At 69.9% G+C, this 18,439-nt stretch carries 18 protein-coding genes; 13 read left to right on the top strand and 5 right to left on the bottom strand.

What is annotated here, in order from left to right; genetic code table 11:
* Positions 1 to 2 precede the first annotated feature (2 nt).
* The 7 genes from ACIPY8_RS00230 (at position 3) to ACIPY8_RS00200 (ending at position 7,019) form a co-directional block, all read left to right on the top strand.
* Positions 3 to 1,313, top strand: coding sequence for an ABC transporter substrate-binding protein (locus tag ACIPY8_RS00230; protein WP_400813720.1), 1,311 nt, complete (start codon positions 3 to 5; stop codon positions 1,311 to 1,313).
* Between the two features lie 60 nt (positions 1,314 to 1,373).
* Entirely contained in the window at positions 1,374 to 2,321 is a 948-nt protein-coding gene (locus ACIPY8_RS00225) for a carbohydrate ABC transporter permease (protein WP_400813718.1), read from the top strand.
* On the top strand, positions 2,318 to 3,238 hold the full coding sequence (locus ACIPY8_RS00220) for a carbohydrate ABC transporter permease (RefSeq protein WP_400813716.1): 921 nt from the start codon (positions 2,318 to 2,320) through the stop codon (positions 3,236 to 3,238). The genes ACIPY8_RS00225 and ACIPY8_RS00220 overlap by 4 nt, the downstream gene beginning before the upstream one ends.
* Positions 3,235 to 3,843 (top strand): hypothetical protein, encoded by a 609-nt coding sequence (locus ACIPY8_RS00215; RefSeq protein WP_400813715.1) that lies wholly within the window; start codon positions 3,235 to 3,237, stop codon positions 3,841 to 3,843. Before ACIPY8_RS00220 ends, ACIPY8_RS00215 begins: the two co-directional genes overlap by 4 nt.
* Positions 3,844 to 3,904: 61 nt before the next feature.
* Entirely contained in the window at positions 3,905 to 4,948 is a 1,044-nt protein-coding gene (locus ACIPY8_RS00210; RefSeq protein ID WP_400813713.1) for an ABC transporter substrate-binding protein, read from the top strand.
* On the top strand, positions 4,945 to 5,976 hold the full coding sequence (locus tag ACIPY8_RS00205; RefSeq protein WP_400813711.1) for a FecCD family ABC transporter permease: 1,032 nt from the start codon (positions 4,945 to 4,947) through the stop codon (positions 5,974 to 5,976). Before ACIPY8_RS00210 ends, ACIPY8_RS00205 begins: the two co-directional genes overlap by 4 nt.
* Positions 5,973 to 7,019, top strand: coding sequence for a FecCD family ABC transporter permease (locus tag ACIPY8_RS00200; RefSeq protein ID WP_400813709.1), 1,047 nt, complete (start codon positions 5,973 to 5,975; stop codon positions 7,017 to 7,019). The genes ACIPY8_RS00205 and ACIPY8_RS00200 overlap by 4 nt, the downstream gene beginning before the upstream one ends.
* Positions 7,020 to 7,212: 193 nt before the next feature.
* On the opposite strand, the gene ACIPY8_RS00195 is transcribed toward ACIPY8_RS00200, so the two are convergent.
* Complete coding sequence (locus tag ACIPY8_RS00195) at positions 7,213 to 7,914, bottom strand: hypothetical protein (RefSeq protein ID WP_400813708.1); 702 nt, start codon at positions 7,912 to 7,914, stop codon at positions 7,213 to 7,215.
* 223 nt (positions 7,915 to 8,137) lie between these two features.
* Between ACIPY8_RS00195 and rpsF the strand changes: the two genes are divergently transcribed.
* The 4 genes from rpsF to rplI are packed head-to-tail and all read left to right on the top strand — an operon-like array spanning position 8,138 to position 9,787.
* Entirely contained in the window at positions 8,138 to 8,506 is a 369-nt protein-coding gene (rpsF, locus tag ACIPY8_RS00190; protein ID WP_050723583.1) for a 30S ribosomal protein S6, read from the top strand.
* 5 nt (positions 8,507 to 8,511) lie between these two features.
* Positions 8,512 to 9,018: a single-stranded DNA-binding protein gene (locus tag ACIPY8_RS00185; protein WP_050723584.1), complete on the top strand. Its 507-nt coding sequence runs from the start codon at positions 8,512 to 8,514 to the stop codon at positions 9,016 to 9,018.
* A gap of 50 nt (positions 9,019 to 9,068) precedes the next feature.
* Positions 9,069 to 9,323, top strand: coding sequence for a 30S ribosomal protein S18 (gene rpsR, locus ACIPY8_RS00180; RefSeq protein WP_017203799.1), 255 nt, complete (start codon positions 9,069 to 9,071; stop codon positions 9,321 to 9,323).
* Between the two features lie 11 nt (positions 9,324 to 9,334).
* Positions 9,335 to 9,787 (top strand): 50S ribosomal protein L9, encoded by a 453-nt coding sequence (gene rplI, locus ACIPY8_RS00175; protein ID WP_400813704.1) that lies wholly within the window; start codon positions 9,335 to 9,337, stop codon positions 9,785 to 9,787.
* A gap of 390 nt (positions 9,788 to 10,177) precedes the next feature.
* Here the strand turns inward: rplI and ACIPY8_RS00170 are convergent, their stop codons facing one another.
* On the bottom strand, positions 10,178 to 12,049 hold the full coding sequence (locus tag ACIPY8_RS00170; protein WP_400813701.1) for a beta strand repeat-containing protein: 1,872 nt from the start codon (positions 12,047 to 12,049) through the stop codon (positions 10,178 to 10,180).
* A 111-nt stretch (positions 12,050 to 12,160) separates the two neighbouring features.
* Positions 12,161 to 13,153: a hypothetical protein gene (locus tag ACIPY8_RS00165; protein WP_400813699.1), complete on the bottom strand. Its 993-nt coding sequence runs from the start codon at positions 13,151 to 13,153 to the stop codon at positions 12,161 to 12,163.
* Between the two features lie 540 nt (positions 13,154 to 13,693).
* Here ACIPY8_RS00165 and dnaB point away from each other — a divergent pair.
* Entirely contained in the window at positions 13,694 to 15,067 is a 1,374-nt protein-coding gene (gene dnaB / locus ACIPY8_RS00160; protein WP_400813696.1) for a replicative DNA helicase, read from the top strand.
* A 152-nt stretch (positions 15,068 to 15,219) separates the two neighbouring features.
* On the top strand, positions 15,220 to 16,416 hold the full coding sequence (locus ACIPY8_RS00155) for a serine hydrolase domain-containing protein (RefSeq protein ID WP_400813695.1): 1,197 nt from the start codon (positions 15,220 to 15,222) through the stop codon (positions 16,414 to 16,416).
* Positions 16,417 to 16,639: 223 nt separating this feature from the next.
* Here ACIPY8_RS00155 and ACIPY8_RS00150 read toward each other — a convergent pair whose 3' ends face one another.
* Together ACIPY8_RS00150 and ACIPY8_RS00145 are read right to left on the bottom strand one after the other, a co-directional pair.
* Complete coding sequence (locus ACIPY8_RS00150; RefSeq protein ID WP_400813693.1) at positions 16,640 to 17,425, bottom strand: DNA/RNA non-specific endonuclease; 786 nt, start codon at positions 17,423 to 17,425, stop codon at positions 16,640 to 16,642.
* An 80-nt stretch (positions 17,426 to 17,505) separates the two neighbouring features.
* Positions 17,506 to 18,402 (bottom strand): SDR family oxidoreductase, encoded by an 897-nt coding sequence (locus ACIPY8_RS00145; protein ID WP_400813691.1) that lies wholly within the window; start codon positions 18,400 to 18,402, stop codon positions 17,506 to 17,508.
* Positions 18,403 to 18,439: the final 37 nt, after the last annotated feature.

Below are 18,439 nucleotides of genomic sequence, written 5' to 3'. Positions count from 1 at the left end.
ACATGACGAAGAAGAGACTGCCCGCCCTGGTCGCCCTCGCGGGCGCCGCCACCCTCGTGCTCGCCGGATGCGGCGGGGGAGGGGGCTCGAACGCGGCCCCCGAGGACATCACGTTCGACGAGGACACCACCGCCGAGATCAGCTTTTCCTGGTGGGGCAACGAGGACCGCGCCGACAGGTTCGAGCAGGTCGTCGCGCTGTTCAACGAGCAGTACCCGAACGTCGAGGTCGTCCGGAACTTCAACGCCTGGGGCGACTACTGGACGGCGCGCAACACCGAGGCCGCGGGCAAGTCGCTCCCCGACGTCGTGATGATGGATGCCGGATACCTCGGCGAGTACGCGAGCAAGGGCCTGTTGGCGGACCTCTCGCCGTACCGCGACTCTCTGCTGCCGCTCGACGGCATCACCGACCAGGTCCTGGGTTCGGGCACGGTCGACGACCAGCTCGTGGGCGTTCCGCTCGGCACCAACGCGTGGTCGATGATGTACAATAAGGACCTCCTCGACCAGTTCGGCATCGACTACCCGACCGACGACATGACGTGGGACGAGCTCGACGACTTCATCCTCGAGGTCAACGAGGCGGGAGCGGCGTCCGACCCGAAGATCTACGGCGCCGAGGACTACACGGGCGGCCTGCCCAACTTCATCTACCACCTGATGCAGTCCGGCAACGAGGTCTTCACCGAGGACGGCGCCCCGGCGTTCGACGAGGGCGACGTGGTCGACTACCTCGACAGCGCCTCGTCGCTGCGCGAGGACGGCGAGTTCTACCCGGTCGAGCGCAGCGTCGCGCTGTCGCCGAGCGGGGGCTTCCTCGCCGGCGAGGCCGCGATCTGGTTCAACTTCTCGACCACGGTGCTGCAGGGCATGACGGATGCCGGCACCGAGAACATCGGCATGGTGCAGCCGCCGCTCGAGAAGGGCGAGAAGGAGCACGTGCTCGCGCCCAAGCCCAGCATGCTCCTGAGCGTCGCGAAGAACTCGGACCAGCAGCAGGCCGCTGCGGCGTTCGTGAACTTCCTCACGACGTCTCCCGAGGTGGCCACGGTCTTCGGCACCTCGCTCGGCACCCCTCCCACCGAGGAGGGCCGCGCCGCGATCGACCAGACGCCGGCCGACACCGTGAACCTCGACTACCTCGCCTCGGTCGACGACGAGCTCACCGCGAGCTACCCGATCCTGCCCGCGGGCTACGGCACGATCGAGGCCAAGTGGGGCGAGCTGCACGAGCAGCTGCGCTACGGCGACCTGACCACGAAGCAGTTCGCGCAGGAGCTGTTCTCCGAGATCTCGCTGGTCCTCGGCTGACCCTCACGCACGACCTGCCGCTCGGGCGCGCCCGGCTGCAGGAGGAAGGATGACACCCTCATGACTGCTCCTGCAGCCACGGCCGCCCCGGCGCGGGCGCGCACGAAGAACGTGCGCGCCCGCCGGGAGACGCGTTCCGGCTATCTGTTCCTCAGCCCCTGGCTGATCGGGTTCTTCGCGCTCACGGCCGGTCCCATGGTCGCCTCGCTCGCCCTGTCGTTCACGGACTACAACCTGTTCAACGATCCCGAGTTCGTCGGCCTCGACAACTACGCGCGGATGCTGACCGACCCGAACTTCCTCCAGGCGGTCAAGGTCACCGGCATCTACGTGCTCGTCGGCACGCCGCTCAAGCTCGTCGCCGCTCTCGGCGTCGCGATGCTGCTGAACGCGCCGCGCCGCGGTCAGGGGTTCTACCGGTCGGCGTTCTACCTCCCGTCGCTGATCGGCGGCAGCGTGTCGATCGCGATCGTGTGGAAGGCGATGTTCATCGACAACGGCATCGTCGCCCAGATCGGGTCGTTCTTCGGGGGTCCGCCGGCATCCGAGGGCGGCTGGGTCGGAGACCCCGCGCGCACGCTGCCGCTGCTCATCCTCCTGACGGTGTGGCAGTTCGGCGCGCCGATGGTGATCTTCCTCGCGGGGCTCAAGCAGGTGCCGCCCGAGCTCTACGAAGCGGCATCCGTCGACGGCGCGGGTCCGGTGCGGCGCTTCTTCTCGATCACGATCCCGATGCTGTCGCCCGTGCTGTTCTTCAACCTGCTGCTCGAGACGATCCACGCCTTCCAGGTGTTCAACTCGGCGTACATCATCTCGAACGGCAGCGGCGGACCCGCGGGGTCGACGCTGTTCTACACGCTGTACCTCTACCTGCGCGGCTTCCGCGACTTCCAGATGGGGTACGCCTCGGCCATGGCCTGGGTGCTCGTGATCGCCGTCGGCATCGTCACGCTCATCCTGTTCCGCAGCTCCAGGGCCTGGGTCCACTACGCGGGAGACGAACGATGACCACGACCGTCACGCACACCGAGCTCATCACCACCGAGAGCGCCCCGGGCGGGCGTGGTCGTCCGGGGGTCGGGCATCGACGACAGAGCGCCCTGCGCGCGACGATCTTCCACGTGCTCACCGTCGCTGTGCTGGTCGTGATCCTCTACCCGGCCGTGTGGATGGTGATGTCGTCGTTCAAGCCGGGCAACGAGATCATCGGCTCGGTCAGCCTCATCCCCGAGAGCTTCTCGTTCGACAACTACGCCAAGGCGCTGTCGGGCATCGGCGGGGTCTCGTTCTGGACCTTCGTGGTGAACTCGCTGATCCTCGCGGTCGCCTCCGTGCTGGGTGTGGTGCTGTCGTGCTCGATCACCGCGTACGCGTTCGCACGCATCCGGTTCCGCGGCAGCAAGCTCTTCTTCCTCTGCATGATCGCGACCATGCTGCTGCCGTTCCACGTCGTGATCATCCCGCAGTACATCGTGTTCAACCAGCTCGACATGATCAACACGTACTGGCCGCTGCTGCTCGGCAAGTTCCTCGCGGCGGATGCCTTCTTCGTGTTCCTCATGATCCAGTTCATCCGCGGGCTGCCGCGCGACCTCGACGAGGCTGCTCGCATCGACGGCGCCGGTCACGTCCGGACCTTCGCGTACGTGATCCTGCCGCTCATGAAGCCCGCGCTCGTGACGAGCTCGATCTTCGCGTTCATCTGGTCGTGGAACGACTTCTTCGGACCGCTGCTCTACCTCAAGGATCCGGGCATGTACACGATGCCGCTCGCGCTGCGCCTGTACGTCGACCAGACCTCGACGAGCGACTACGGAGCGCAGATGGCCATGGCGATCCTCGCGCTCCTGCCGGTGGTGCTGTTCTTCCTCGCGTTCCAGCGCTACCTGGTTTCGGGGGTCGCGACCGAGGGGCTCAAGGGATGAGCGGGGTCGGATCGCGCGCGCGGCGCGAACAGGCGGCGTTCGGCGGCGCGCGGCTCGGCGCGTTCGGCGAGATGCTCGTGGTGGGCCTCGGCGTCGCCGCGCTGTCGCTGCCGCTCGTGACAATCGTCCCGGCGGTCGCCGCCGGAGCTCGTCACCTCGATGCGCACCTCGAGCACGAGACCGACTCGGTGCGGCGACTGCTGATGCTCGGAGGGCAGGCGATCCGCTCGGGATGGTGGTTCGGTGCGGCCTCCGCCGTGGTCGTGGGGATGCTGCTGCTCAACACGCTCGCGGCGATGCAGGGTCTGCTGCCCGGAGGCGTCGCGCTCGGCGCCGTGAGCGGTGTGCTCGCGACGCTCGTCGCGCTCGCCGCGTTGCGCACCGCCGCCCTGTGGGAGCCGCGCGCGCGGTGGAAGGATCTGTGGCGTGCGGGCCGCGACCTCGTGATCGACGACCCGATCGGCGATGCGTTCGTGCTGGTCGGCCTGGGGGTGAGCGTCGTCGTGGTGTGGATGCTCCCGCCGCTCGTGGTGATCGCGCCGGGTCTCGTCGTCGTGGCGCTCGTGGCAGCCGAGCGGCGGCGCCGGGCGGTGACGTCGGCCTGACGCGAACGTGGCGGGATGGATAAGCTTAGGCAACCCTTATCTCACATCGACAGGTTCCGCCATGCCCCGCACACGTACCAGGGCGTTCGCCGCCCTCCTCGCCGCCGTCGCGACCGCCGCCGCGCTCACCGCCTGCAGCCCCACGGCCGACACCGCCGCCGACGACCTGCCCGCCGTCGCCGACGACGCCTTCCCCGTCACGGTCGAGCACGCCTACGGCGAGACCACCATCCCCGAGCAGCCGAAGCGCGTCGTGTCGGTCGGCTACACCGAGCAGGACACCCTGTGGGCCCTCGGCGTGAAGCCCGTCGGCGTCACCGACTGGTACGGCGGCTACGACTTCGCGTCCTGGCCGTGGGCCGACGACGCCCGCGGCGACTCCGAGCCGGAGGTCCTCACCACGAGCGACGGACTCGACTTCGAGGCGATCGCCCTGCTCGATCCCGACCTCATCATCGGCACGAACGCCGGCATGACCGAGGAGGACTTCGACCGTCTGTCGGAGATCGCGCCGACCGTCGCGCACTCCGGCGACTTCTCGATGTACTTCGAGCCGTGGGACGTGCAGACCCTGCAGATCGGCAAGGCCGTGGGTCTCGAGGACGAGGCGCAGGAGCTGGTCGACGACATCGAGGCGCAGTTCGCGGATGCCGCGGCCGCGCACCCCGAGTTCGCAGGGAAGCCGGCCGTGTTCCTGCAGAACGCGATCTACGACGGGTCCGCGATCGCCTACCAGGACGGCCTGAGCACCGACTTCCTCACCGACCTCGGATTCACGATCCCCGCCGACATCGACGCCTACGCGCCGGAGGACGAGTCGGGCGGGCAGGCGTACATCCCGGTCGAGAACCTCGACGTGCTGAATGCGGCCGACGTGCTCATCTGGGGCACCGAGAAGGAGGAGGACGTGACCGCGCTCGAGGGCGAGGCCTTCGTGACCGCGCTCCGCGCCATGCAGAGCGGCTCGGTCGTGTACACCGACGGCGTCACCGCCGGGGCGATCTACTTCACCTCGCCGCTGAGCCTGCCCTACGTGCTCGACGCACTGGTGCCCGCCCTGAGCGACGCCGTCGCCGGCAACGGACCCGCACGCACCGCGGAGTGACGACCACCGCACGCACGACGCACGGTCCACGACGGCGCACAGCCGCGCGGACCGTGCTCGTCGTCGTGCTCGCGGTCCTCGCGGTCGTGGTCACCGTCGGGATCGGCCTGACCGTCGGCACCAAGATGATCGGCCTCGGCACCGTGGTCGACGCCGTCGCGCGGTTCGACGGCAGCGATCTCCAACTCGTGGTGCGCGAGTCGCGCATCCCGCGTACGGTCCTCGGCATCGTCGTCGGGCTGGCGCTCGGCGCTGCCGGAGCCGTGATGCAGGCGCTCACCCGGAACGCGCTCGCCGACCCCGGGATCCTCGGCGTCAACGCCGGAGCATCCGTCGCCGTCGCGATCGCGGTCGCCGCGCTGGGGGTGAGCGACTTCCCGCACCTGATGGTGTTCGCGCTGCTCGGGGCGCTCGTCGCGACGGTGGGCGTCGTGCTGCTCGGCGCGGCAGGGGGAGGGAGCCCCGTCACCCTCGTGCTGTCCGGCGTCGCGCTCGCCGCGGTCCTCGGAGGCATCACGACGGCGCTCGTGCTGCTCAACCCCACCGCGTTCCTGCACATGCGCAGCTGGGAGTCGGGAGCCCTGGCCGGCCGGGACCTCGCGCTGCTCCAGTTCGCCGGGCCCGCGATCGCGCTCGGACTCGTGATCGCCCTGCTCATGACGCGCAGCCTCGACGTGCTGGCGCTCGGCGACGACACCGCCGCCGCACTCGGCGTGAAGATCGGCCCGCTGCGCACCGCCGCCGTCGTGGCCGTCACGCTGCTGGCCGGCACCGCCACCGCGCTCGCCGGACCGGTGGCGTTCCTGGGCCTCGCCGCCCCGCACATCGCGCGCGGGTTCGTCGGCGCGTCGCAGAAGGCCGTCGTGCCGCTCGCGGCGGTCATCGGGGCCGTCGTGGTCGTGCTCGGCGACGTCGTCGGCCGCGTGATCATCGCCCCGCAGGAGGTGCCGGTCGGCATCGTCATGGCCTTCGTCGCCGCGCCGTTCCTCATCTGGATCGGCCGCAGGAAGAACCCGGTGCAGCTGTGACCGCCGCCCCGCGCTCCGATGTCGATGCCCGAGCACTGATCCGCAGGGCACGACGTCCGCTCGACCGTCGCGGCCGCATCGCGATGGGGGCGCTCGTCGCGGCGCTGCTCGTCTCGTTCCTCGCGAGCCTCTCGATCGGCGACACGGTGCTCTCGCCGATACGGGTGGTGCAGGCGCTGTTCGAGACGCAGGGCGGCGTGCGGATGGTCGTGGTGGACTGGCGGCTGCCGCGTGCGCTCGCCGCGGTCGTGTTCGGCGCCGCCCTCGCGTTGTCGGGCACGATCTTCCAGACCATCACCCGCAACCCGCTCGGCAGTCCCGACGTGATCGGCCTCACCACCGGTGCGTACACGGGCGCGCTCGTGGTCATCACGACCGGGGGCGGCTCGCAGTTCAGCGTGGCGATCGGCGCGATCCTGGGCGGCTTCGCGACGGCCGGGCTCGTCGCACTGCTCGTGGCCGGTCGAGGAGCGCTCGGCTACCGGATCGTCATCGTCGGCATCGGGGTGAGCGCCGTGCTCGCCGCCCTCAACGCGTGGATGCTGCTGCGCGCCCGCCTGGAGGTCGCGATCTCCGCCGCGATCTGGGGCGCCGGTTCCCTGAACGGCGTCGGGTGGACGCAGGCGACGCTGCCGATCGTGGTCGTCCTCGTGCTCCTCGTGCTGCTGGCCTGCGCACGGCGCGGACTGTGGCTCGTCGAGCTCGGCGACGACGTGGGCACGGCCCTCGGCGGACGGATGGGCCTCGCCAAGGCGGCGCTGGTGGCGATCGCGGTCGGCCTCACCGGCGTGGTGACGGCCGCGGCGGGTCCTATCGCCTTCATCGCGCTCGCCGCTCCGCACCTCGCCCGCCTCGTCGTCAAGAACGGCGCCGCGCACCTCGTGGCCACCGCGCTCATGGGGGCGACGCTGCTCTCCCTCGCCGACATCATCGGCCAGAACGCCGTGCCGAAGCACGCCCTCCCGGTGGGCGTCGTCACGCTCGTGCTGGGCGGCGTGTACCTCATCTACCTCGTCATCCGCACGGCTCGCCGCCGCCCGTAGACGCACGCGTCACCGGCATCCGCGTTCGGTTCCGCCTCCGGTCGCACTTCGTGCCGTCGAAATCGCATCCCGACGGCACGAACTGCGACCGGAACGAGGATGGATGCCGATCGCGCGACGTCCGTGCCGGGGGCACCCCGAACGCACGGAGGGCCGGGGCGCATCGCCCCGGCCCTCCTTCGTCGCTCCTCGATCAGATCGGGGCGACGATGTCCTGCTTGACGTCCCACTCGGTGATCTCGAGCGAGGTGTCGATCGTCTGACCGGCCGCCTCGGTGGTGCCGGTGGTCGCGAGCACGACGTAGTCCGCGGTGATCTCGTACGTCATCTCCACGGAGACGCCCTCCTGCTCGACGGTGCCGGTCAGGATGTAGACGTCCTGGCCGAGGCGCGAGCCGGTGCCGGTCACGGTGAACTCACCCGACAGCCCGGCGGCAGCGACCGCGGGGTCGGCGTCGTTGGCCGTGGCCGCCGCCTGGCTCAGACCGGCGACGATCGGGTCGGAGGAGTTCGCGTCCGCGACCTGCCAGTCGGTGGTCGAGGACTTCACCCAGGCGTCGTCGCCGATCACGACGACGGATCCCATGGGCGTGCTCCAGGCGACGGCCTCGGTCGCCGGGTCGTACTGGGCGGTGGTGTCCATGCCGAGCACGGTCATCTTCGCGGCGTAGCCCTGGGTGTCGGTCATCGCCTCGGCGATGCACGTGCCGAGCGCGGTGCCGTCGACGGTCGCGCCCTCCTCGAGCTTCGGGCAGTCGGCCGAGGGAGCCGTGGTCTCCTCGGTGGTGCTGGCGGACGTGTCGTCCTTGGGCTCCTCGGCGGCCGGAGCCGAGCAGCCGGTGAGCAGGATGGCGGCGGCCAGGATGATCCCGGCTCCGATCTTGGTGACGCGCATGCGTGTGTCCCCCCTTGGGTCGTGCGGACGACGGTCGCCGCGCACCAGACCAGCATGCCAGTCCCCGTCGACACGCCTGACAGCAGCGCGCAGGAAACTCCGCTAGACTGTTCAGGTTGTCTGCCCTCGGGCATCCATCGGATACCCGTGCCGACGACGTGCACACACCCTCCTGCTCCCGGGAAAGTCCCGAGAGCCGTTCTAGTCCGAAGGAGGTGGGTAAGTGACGCACCAGTACGAACTCATGGTCATTCTGACCCCCGAGGTCGACGAGCGCCAGGTCGCTCCTACGCTCGACAAGTTCCTCAAGGTCATCACCAACGATGGCGGTTCGATCGACAAGGTCGACATCTGGGGCAAGCGCCGCCTGGCGTACGAGATCCAGAAGAAGAACGAGGGCATCTACGCCGTCGTCAACTTCACCGCGACCAGCGAGGCCACGCAGGAGCTCGACCGTCAGCTCAAGCTGAACGAGCAGATCATGCGCACCAAGGTCCTCCGCTCGGAGGAGGCTCAGGCGATGATCGCGTCCGAGGCCAAGCGCTCCGAAGAGAAGGCTGCCCGCAAGGCCGCCAAGGCTGCGAAGGCCTGAGTCCGATGGCCGGCGAAACAGTCATCACCGTGGTGGGAAACCTCACGGCCGACCCCGAGCTGCGCTACACGCAGAACGGACTGCCGGTGGCGAACTTCACCATCGCTTCGACGCCTCGGAACTTCGACCGCGCCGCGAACGAGTGGAAGGACGGCGAAGCGCTGTTCCTCCGCGCGTCGGTGTGGCGTGAATTCGCCGAGCACGTGGCGGGCTCGCTGACCAAGGGCATGCGTGTCATCGCGCAGGGCCGTCTGCGTCAGCGCTCCTACCAGGACCGCGAGGGCAACCAGCGCACCGCGATCGAGCTGGAGGTCGACGAGATCGGCCCCTCGCTCCGGTACGCGACCGCGCAGGTCACCCGGGCGGCGTCGAACGGCGGCGGCGGTGGCGGGCAGTCCCGTCCCGCACAGCAGCAGCAGGTGTCGGAGGAGCCGTGGTCCACGCCCGGCTCGTCGACCAGCGCGGACGCCTGGAGCACTCCGGGCAGCTTCGGCGACGACACCCCCTTCTGAATCAGGATCTCCGGATGCTCCGGCATCCGTCTCATAACTAAGGAAAAACAATGGCTGGAAAGTCGAGCGGCGACCGCCGCAAGCCGCGGAAGGGCGCGAAGAACGCTGCTCCCGCGAAGTCGATCCGGGTCGGAGTCATCGACTACAAGGATGTCGCCACCCTCCGCAAGTTCGTCTCGGAGCGCGGCAAGATCCGCGCCCGTCGTATCACCGGTGTCTCGGTGCAGGAGCAGCGTCTGATCGCCACCGCGATCAAGAACGCACGCGAGATGGCGCTCCTGCCCTACGCTGGCGCAGGCCGGTAAGGGGTAGCGACATGGCAAAGCTGATTCTCACGAACGAGGTCGCCGGGCTCGGTAGCGCCGGTGACGTGGTCGAGGTCAAGAACGGGTACGCCCGCAACTACCTCATCCCCCAGGGCTTCGCTACGGCGTGGACCCGCGGTGGCGAAAAGCAGGTCGCTTCGATCCAGGCTGCTCGTCAGGCGCGTGCGATCCACGACCGCGACGAGGCCGTGGCGCTGAAGAACTCCATCGAGTCCACCAAGGTGCGCCTGGCCGTCAAGGCCGGCTCCGAGGGGCGTCTCTTCGGATCGGTCAAGACCGACCACATCGCGGACGCCGTCGCGGCCGCGGGTCTCGGTTCGATCGACAAGCGCAAGGTGCACATCCCGTCGGCGATCAAGTCGACCGGTGAGCACGAGGCCACGGTCCGTCTGCACGACGACGTGACCGCTGTCATCACCCTGCAGGTCGTCGCCGCCAAGTAAGGCCCGACACCCGCGCGAACGCCCTCTGTCCTCCGGGACAGGGGGCGTTCCGCATTCTCGCTGCCGTTCTCCGCCGGCGCCCCATCTGCGTGTCGGCGCCCCGGCTCCCTGCGCCCAGACCCACCATGCGCGTCGAGACCCACCAACGCCGACGTCTGGGGAGGTGGGCTTCGACGCGGCTGGTGGGTCTCGGCGAGGGAGGTGCGGCAGAAAGAATGCCGGAGGGCATGGCGGATGCCCCGTGCTGGGGACACGGGGCATCCGCAGACTGCGCGGCGCCGCAGGCGACGGAAGGGCTGGGGACCCTGTCGACCCGACGACCCGGGGCCCGCGCACCGGCGGCACAGCATCTCCTCCCCCGAGGATGACCGCGCCACCGGGACCTGCGGGCTACGCGGACAGGCGGCGGCGGAGCAGCATCCCTCCTCCGAGGAGCAGGAGCAGCAGCGCCATGGCGGTGAGCGCCGTCGAGGACGCGTCACCGGTCATCGCGAGGCCCTGAGACGAACCGGCCGCCGTCACCGCGCCGCCGGAGGTCGAACCTCCGACTGCCGTGCCGGGGTCCGTGCCCGGGTCGGTTCCGGGGTCGGTGCCCGGGTCCGTTCCCGGATCCGTTCCCGGGTCGGTGCCGGGGTCCGTTCCCGGGTCGGTGCCGGGGTCCGTCACCGTGCTGTCACCGGCCACGGAGATGGCGTTGCCGCCGATCGTGATCGGCAGCGTGAGGGGCGCGGTGATCTGGCTTCCGCCCAGGATGCCGTCGTCGCCGGTGGTGACTCCGCCGGCGGTCGGGACCTGTCCGGCAGGGGTGGCCGGAGCTGCCGTGCCGCCGTCGACGGCGCTGTCCCCCAGGAGGGAGATGGCGTTGCCGGTGGCGGTCACCGGGGCGGTGACGGGTGCGGTGACCTGGGTGCCGCTCGCGACGCCGTCGTCACCTCCCGTGGTGGCTCCGGTTGCCGGTGCGGTCGATCCTGCGGGAGCGGCCGGGGCCGTCCCGCCCGTGACCTCGCTGTCTCCCAGGAGGGAGATGGCGTTGCCGCCCACGTTCACCGGGGCGGTGACGGGTGCGGTGACCTGGGTGCCGCTCGCGACGCCGTCGTCACCTCCCGTGGTGGCTCCGGTTGTCGGTGCGGTCGATCCTGCGGGAGCGGCCGGGGCCGCCCCGCCCGTGACCTCGCTGTCTCCCAGGAGGGAGATGGCGTTGCCGCCCACGTTCACCGGGGCAGTGACCGGTGCGGTGACCTGCGTGCCGCCGAGGATGCCGTCATCGCCCGAGGTCGAGGCCTCGGTCGACGGCATCCCGGAACCCGCGGGGGCGGTCGGCGTCGCGGCGTTCTCGACCGCGCTGTCTCCCAGGAGGGAGATCGCGTTGCCGCCGAGGTTCACCGGAGCCGTGATCGGAGCCGTCACCTGGGTGCCGTTCCCGATGCCGTCGTCGCCCGAGGTCATGCCGCCTGCCGCGGGCGTGCTCCCGGATGCCGGGGCGGCAGGTGCCGCTCCGCCCTCGGCCCAGCTGTCGCCGAGCAGCGAGATCGCGTTGCCGCCGACCGTCACCGGGGCGGTGACAGGAGCGGTGACCTGAGTGCCTGAGGCGATGCCGTCGTCACCCGAGGTGGCCGGCGCCGCGGCGTCGCTCGTGGCGGGTGCGGATGCCGGTGCCGCAGCATCCTGTCCCGTGGCCGAGCTGTCGCCGAGGAGCGAGAGCGAGTTGCCGGTGACGGTGATCGGCACGTCCACGTCGATCAGCGCCTGGGTGCCCGAGAGCAGTCCGTCGACGCCGTTCGTCGTGATCGCTGCCGACGGTGCCGGGGCGGCGGGTGCCGCGGCCGGTGCCGCAGCCTCGCTCGACGAGTCGCCGAGGAGCGAGATCCCGTTGCCGCTCACCGTCACGGGGACGGTGACGTCGATGACCGCTTGCGTCCCCGACGCGGTGCCGGAGTCGCCGCTCGTCACCGGAGCCGGAGCCGGAGCGGGAGCGGGGACGGGCGCCGGTGCCGGAGCAGGGGCGGGTGCCGGTGCCGGAGCAGGGGCGGGTGCCGGTGCCGGCGCAGGTGCCGGACCCGGCTGCGCGGAGGAGTCTCCGAGCAGTGAGATCGCGTTGTCCACGATCGTGACGGGGACGGAGATCGGAGCCTCCGCCTGGGTCCCCGAGAGCAGTCCGTCGTCTCCCGAGGTCTCCGCCGCGTTGGCGGCGGTCGCGCCGAACAGGGTGACCCCGCCGGCGATGAGCGTGCCCCACAGGACCCGCTTGAGAACAGTACGCATGATGACCTTCTCCTGACTTCGTTGGTGTGCGTCTGGATGGGTGCGTGCGAGAAATGGTGTGTGCGCGCGCAGCACGGCATCTGCCGTTCCGGAGAACGGCGCGACGGACCGTCAGTCAGGAGAGACGTCGGTGTCGGCGACCAGCGACGTCGGCAGGACGTCGTCGGATGCGCCGGAGCTCCGCTCCACGGCACGGAGCGGAGAGAAGCCCACGTCGCTGGTGCGCGCGTGGGAGAGAGCGGATGCTCCGCCGGAGCCGGCCGAGGAGACCGGCGCTGCGGGGGAGTGGCCGGAGGCCGGGAGCACGGGGTCGCCGTCAGCGTCTGGCGCACTCGTGTCCGGGGCCACGGAGGCGGCGCCCGGCTGCTGAGCATGCGCGGGCAGAGCCGTCCCCTGCAACGCTGCGGGCAGAGGCGTCGCCGGAGCCGACGAGACGACGGGCGGGATGCTCTGGCCGTCGATGGCGTGCGGCCGGGCCGGCACGAGAGCCTCGAGCACGGGTGGGACGGTGTTCTCGACCACGCCGCCGACGAGGGCGGTCGCGTCGTCGAGCACGCCCACGACGCCGGTGAGCAGCGTATTCACGCCGAGCTGATCGACGAGAGCTCCCACGACGGGGATCCCGTGGAGGACCGCCTGCACAGGGGCCACGATCTGTGAGACGGGCGCGTCCTGGAGGAGGTCGGTCACCGGGGCGACGACGTCGTGCGCGGTGTCCGCGACGGCCTCGACGACGGGTGCGGTCGCCGGGCCCACGACGGGGACCGCGGCGACGGTGTCGGAGACGTGCTCGACCACCGGCGGGACCGCCTCCTGCACGGGGGCGACGACCTCGGTGACGACCGGGGCGACCACCTGGGTCACGACGGGCGCGACGATCTCGGTGACGACGGGCTGTGTCACGGCGGTGACGGTGTCGCCGACGGCGGTGACCGTCTGGCTGACGAGAGAGCCGACGCCGTCGAGGAGCGAGGGGTCGGACTGGTCGTCGGCGTGAGCCGAGGAGCCTCCGGTCAGAACCGTGATCGCCGCCCATGCGAGCGCTCCCAAGCCACCCCAGAGGGCCACGGCCGGTACGCCGCGTCGGGTTGCTTGTGCGTTCACGTCCGCTTCCCTCCCCGAAAGCTGATCGTCTGCGTGCATCCTGCGTCGATGTGGAGGCGACGATACTCCGGGCATATCGGCTTGTAAACCCCGTCTCGCCGCAAGAACGATGACATCTCGCGCAATATATCCATCGTTTGGAATCATGACGCGCCCGGCGAAATGTCCGCTTGACTTTCCCCAGGTTCTGCACATGGGATGCGCGATGCGGCGAACCTTCAATGTGCAGTTGAGACCGGTTCCCATCCACAGGCTGGGGAAACCGTAAATGCCTGATCCTGGGGAAAAAGAAAGTTCGGCGGACGGATACTCCACGGGGTTATCCACATGGGTTCTGCACAGACACTCCGGACTTGTCCGCACTCTCTCCACACGGTTATCCACAGGCTGTGTTGCGACCGGAATCCGCCGCTCGTAGCGTGGTCCAGCGACCCGATGTCGGAAGTTCCTGATGTGCTTCGCAGAAGGTCCCTCCCCGCTGGAATCACCGCGGGTGAGGTCGCGTCCCCCGCGGGGGAACGTCACAGCGAAGGGAGAAGCGTGTCGATCGCGGACATCTCAGAGGAGCGCCTCGGCGGCCAGCGGAAGCCCGAGCGCACCCCGCCGCACGACCTTCTCGCCGAGCAGAGCGCGCTGGGCGGCATGCTCCTGTCGAAGGACGCCGTCGCCGACGTGATCGAGACGCTCAAGGGCGCCGACTTCTACATCCCGAAGCACGAGCTCATCTACGAGGCGATCCTCTCGCTGTACTCGCACGGAGAGCCGACGGACGTCGTCGCCGTCACCGACGAGCTCATCAAGACGGGGGAGCTCAGCCGCGCCGGCGGAGCCGACTACCTGCACACCCTCACCTCGATCGTCCCCACCGCGGCCAACGCCGGCTACTACGCGGGGATCGTGTCCGAGCGCGCGATCCTCCGCCGTCTCGTCGACGCCGGGACGCGCATCGTCCAGCTCGGCTACGACGGTCAGGGCGACGCGACCGACATCGTCAACAACGCGCAGGCCGAGATCTACTCGGTGACCGGATCCGAGACCGCCGAGGACTACGTCCCGCTCACCACCGCGGTCGATGCGGCGATCGAGGAGATCGAGGCCGCGAACGGCCGCGACGGATCGATGACCGGCATCCCCACCGGCTTCAAGGAGCTCGACGAACTGACCAACGGCCTGCACGGCGGGCAGATGATCGTCGTCGCCGCTCGTCCCGCCATGGGTAAGTCCACGCTCGCGCTCGACTTCGCACGCGCCGCGTCGATCGGCCACGACTACCCGTCGATCTTCTTCTCGCTCGAGATGGGCAAGAGCGAGATCGCGATGCGTCTGCTCAGCGCCGAGGGCGCCATCCCGCTGCAGCACATGCGCAAGGGAACCCTCGACCCCCGCGACTGGACGACCGTCGCCTCGACCCGCGGGCGCATCAACGACGCGCCGCTCTACATCGACGACAGCCCGAACATGACCCTCGTCGAGATCCGCGCCAAGTGCCGTCGACTCAAGCAGCGTGCCGGCCTGAAGATGGTCATCATCGACTACCTCCAGCTCATGACCTCGGGCAAACGCGTCGAGTCCCGTCAGCAGGAGGTCTCGGAGTTCTCGCGAAGCCTCAAGCTCATCGCCAAGGAGCTGCAGGTCCCGGTCATCGCGCTCTCGCAGCTGAACCGTGGCCCCGAGCAGCGTCAGGACAAGAAGCCCGCGATCAGCGACCTCCGCGAATCCGGCTCGATCGAGCAGGACGCCGACATGGTGATCCTGCTGCACCGCGACTCCGTGTACGACAAGGACGTGCGCCCCGGCGAGGCCGACCTGATCGTCGCCAAGCACCGCAACGGCCCGACCGCGACGATCACCGTCGCGTTCCAGGGTCACTACTCGCGCTTCGCCGACATGGCCCCGGGCGGCGACTTCAACTGAGTGCCGAGCGCGCGGTGGTATGGCACCGCGCGCGGACAGTGGTGCCGGGAGAACCCTCCCGGGGTACCACGTCGACGATCCCGTCGCACGATGCGGCGCCGAGGGGTGCGAACAGACGATGAGAGCACATCGTTCCCCACAGAAGGCGCATCATGCTCTCACGTATCCGCTCCCCCCGCTCGATCCTCTCCCTCGTGGGAGGGATCGCGGTCGCCGGGGTCGTCCTCGCCGGCTGCTCGGCTCCCCCCTCTTCGTCGGAGTCGTCGTCCGCGAGTCCGTCGGCCCAGTCGGAGTCCACGCCCTTCGACCCCGAGACCGTGAAGGCGCTCGACGGCATCCTCGACGCCGCTGTGACCGAGCACGGCATGCCCGGCGTCACGCTCGCGGTGTGGAGTCCTGACGGCGACTACGTGTCGTCCGCCGGTCATGCCGACGTCGACGCGAAGACGGCCATGACCCCCGAGCTCCACCACCGCATCGGCAGCGTGACCAAGACGTTCGTGATCACCGCGCTGCTCCGCCTCGTCGATCAGGGCAAGGCGTCGCTCGACGATCCGATCTCCGAGTACGTCGACGGCGTGACGCGGGGTGACGAGATCACTCTGCGGCAGCTCGCCGCCATGACCGCCGGTGTGCCCGACTACACCGAGGACCCCGAGTTCGTCGGGATGTACCTCCCCGACCCGCAGGTGGCGCTCACCCCGCGCGACCTCGTCGACGAGGTCAGCGGGATGCCGCTCACCGACGAGCCCGGCGCCGAGATGTCGTACTCCAACACGAACACCGTGCTCGTCGGCATGGCGATCGAGAAGATCACCGGAGAGCCCCTCGCCGAGGTGCTGCAGGAGGAGGTCGCCGAGCCGCTCGGACTCGAGAACACGTTCCTGCCCACGGCCACCGAGTTCCCCGAACCGCATGCGCAGGGTTACACGGCCCAGCAGAGCGACGACGGATCGGTGACGGCCGCGACCGACTGGAACCCGTCGTGGGCCTGGGCGTCCGGCGGGATGATCTCGACGCTCGACGACCTCCGGATCTGGGTTCCCGCTCTCGCGACGGGAGAGCTCCTGTCGCCGGAGATGCAGAAGGAGCGGCTGACGGTGACGCCGGTCAACCCGGAGCAGCCGGACTGGGGATACGGCCTCGGGATCTTCAACCTCGGCGGATGGATCGGCCACAACGGCAGTCTGCCGGGCTACAAGACCGTGACGATCTACCTGCCCGAGAAGGAGATGACGATCGTGGCGTTCGTGAACTCGGACGCCCCCGGGTCCTCCGACCTCGGCTCGGGGCTCGTCACCCCGGTGACGGAACTCCTCACGCCGGAGGCGCCGTACGTGCTCGACTGACTCGTCGAGAAGTGTGCGGCAGGCGGGACGCCCCCACCACGGGGGAGGCGGCGGAAAGGGCGCCCCGCCTGGCGCCGCTATAGGAACGACGCCACAGGCATCCGCATCGCAGCGCGAATGACCGCGTCGCAAGCGTGCCACCACCGGGGGGCGCGCGCAAGTCCCAGGATCACGGGGATGTCGCGAAGTGTCGTTCTCGTGATCGACGGCCGTCGCGGGAAAGTCAGAGCACGATGTCGTCGACGCTCTCGAGTTCGAGCCGGGACGCCGGTCGCACGGTCCGGAGGGGCAGCACATCGGCATCCGCCAGCGCCCCGAGATCGACGCGGGCGATCGCCTCGATCTCGACGAGCGGGACCTGGAAGGTGCGGAACCCGCCGAGCGGCGGCGCCGCACGCAGGCCCTCGGAGAGGTCCACGAGGTCCGACTGGTCGAGGAGGAATCCCGCGGCGGCGAGACCGTCCGGCCCCTCCCAGGCCGCGACCTTCCAGAAGCGCAGCGGGATGCGGATGCCACGATACGGAGGATCGTCGTCGGCGAGGACGGGCGCGGTGAAGACCGATACGCGCTGATCGGTCGCCTCGGCGTAGGCGATGACGTGGTCCTCCAGACCGAGCCAGAGGTCCTTCGACTGGTTGAAGCCGGCGGCCTGCGGGGCGGCGTTCGGGTAGAAGAACGTCGCCTCGGTCGCGGCGCGGGCCTCGGCCGCATCGCCCCAGCCGGGATCGCGCCGACGCACGAGGTGGCCCCGGTCCAGGTCGTTGCGCGCGTAGACGGCGGGCCCGGTCTGCAGCTCCTCGTCGATGCGCGGGTCGAGGCGCCAGTCCCCTGACCTCGGCACCTCGCGCAGCGCCCCGCCGTCGATGGTGACGCCGGTGACCGCGGCCAGTCGTCGAGCGGGGTCGAGCAGCACCGTGAAGCGCGGGTAGGTCAGCTCTCGCACGGGCTGCGCGGGTCGGGGGAGCGGGACGGGCGTGGGCAGGAAGTCGAGGTCGTATCCGTCGGCCATGCCCCCATCGTGCCGTGCCCCGCCGACACGCGCGACCGCCCCGTCCGCACACGGCGGGCGGGGCGGTCGGAGCGCGGTCGTCAGGGAGTCGGCATGCCGCCGTTGACGTTGAGCGTCTCGCCCGCGACGTAGCTGGACTCCGCCGAGGCGAGGAACACGTAGGCGGGGGCGAGCTCCGCGGGCTGGCCCATCCGACCGAGCGGGGTCTGCTCGCCGAACTCGTCGATCTTCTCCTGCGGCTGTCCGTCGCTCGGCTGCAGCGGCGTCCAGATCGGTCCGGGCGCGACCGCGTTCACACGGATGCCCTTCGGAGCGAGCTGCGCCGCCAGGCCCTTCGTGAACGCGTTGATCGTCGCCTTCGTCGAGGCGTAGTCGACGAGGATGTCCGACGGCGCGTACGCCTGGATCGACGTCGTGTTGATGATGGTCGAGCCGGGTGCGAGGTGCGGCAGCGCGGCCTTCGTGATCCAGAACATCGCGTACACGTTGGTCTTGAACGTGTCGTCGAACTGCTCGTCGGTGATGTCGGTCAGCGACTCCTTGTAGATCTGCTTGCCGCCGTTGTTCACGAGGATGTCGAGGCCGCCGAGCGCCCCCACCGCCTCCGACACGAGCGTGCGGCAGTACTCCGCGTCGCGCAGGTCGCCGGGGATCTGGGCGACGGTCACGCCGGCCTCGCGGACGATGCCGGCGATGCGGTCGGCATCCTCCTGCTCCTCGGGCAGGTAGGAGATCGCGACGTCGGCTCCCTCCCGTGCGAAGGCGATCGCGGTGGCGGCGCCGATGCCCGAGTCGCCACCGGTGATGAGGGCCTTGCGGCCCGCGAGGCGGCCACTGCCTCGGTAGCTGTCCTCACCGAGATCGGCCTTCGGCGTGAGGTCAGCGTCGAGACCCGGCTCCGGCATGTGCTGCTTCTCGGGCTGGATGTCGGCGTAGAGCTCGGCGGGGTTCACGAAGGTGTACTGGTCACGAGACATGGTGTGTCCTCTCCTTGATTTCCGGTGGTCGTGGTGG

The sequence above is a fragment of the Microbacterium sp. NPDC089696 genome (assembly GCF_044749125.1).
Lineage (GTDB): Bacteria > Actinomycetota > Actinomycetes > Actinomycetales > Microbacteriaceae > Microbacterium.
This window is presented reverse-complemented; position numbering and strand designations above follow the sequence as displayed.

Coding starts and splice junctions, on each gene's coding strand:
- ACIPY8_RS00230 (WP_400813720.1), top strand. CDS start 3: ATGACGAAGAAGAGACTGCCCGCCCTGGTCGCCCTCGCGGGCGCCGCC.
- ACIPY8_RS00225 (WP_400813718.1), top strand. CDS start 1,374: ATGACTGCTCCTGCAGCCACGGCCGCCCCGGCGCGGGCGCGCACGAAG.
- ACIPY8_RS00220 (WP_400813716.1), top strand. CDS start 2,318: ATGACCACGACCGTCACGCACACCGAGCTCATCACCACCGAGAGCGCC.
- ACIPY8_RS00215 (WP_400813715.1), top strand. CDS start 3,235: ATGAGCGGGGTCGGATCGCGCGCGCGGCGCGAACAGGCGGCGTTCGGC.
- ACIPY8_RS00210 (WP_400813713.1), top strand. CDS start 3,905: ATGCCCCGCACACGTACCAGGGCGTTCGCCGCCCTCCTCGCCGCCGTC.
- ACIPY8_RS00195 (WP_400813708.1), bottom strand. CDS start 7,914: ATGCGCGTCACCAAGATCGGAGCCGGGATCATCCTGGCCGCCGCCATC.
- ACIPY8_RS00185 (WP_050723584.1), top strand. CDS start 8,512: ATGGCCGGCGAAACAGTCATCACCGTGGTGGGAAACCTCACGGCCGAC.
- rpsR (WP_017203799.1), top strand. CDS start 9,069: ATGGCTGGAAAGTCGAGCGGCGACCGCCGCAAGCCGCGGAAGGGCGCG.
- rplI (WP_400813704.1), top strand. CDS start 9,335: ATGGCAAAGCTGATTCTCACGAACGAGGTCGCCGGGCTCGGTAGCGCC.
- ACIPY8_RS00170 (WP_400813701.1), bottom strand. CDS start 12,049: ATGCGTACTGTTCTCAAGCGGGTCCTGTGGGGCACGCTCATCGCCGGC.
- ACIPY8_RS00155 (WP_400813695.1), top strand. CDS start 15,220: ATGCTCTCACGTATCCGCTCCCCCCGCTCGATCCTCTCCCTCGTGGGA.
- ACIPY8_RS00150 (WP_400813693.1), bottom strand. CDS start 17,425: ATGGCCGACGGATACGACCTCGACTTCCTGCCCACGCCCGTCCCGCTC.
- ACIPY8_RS00145 (WP_400813691.1), bottom strand. CDS start 18,402: ATGTCTCGTGACCAGTACACCTTCGTGAACCCCGCCGAGCTCTACGCC.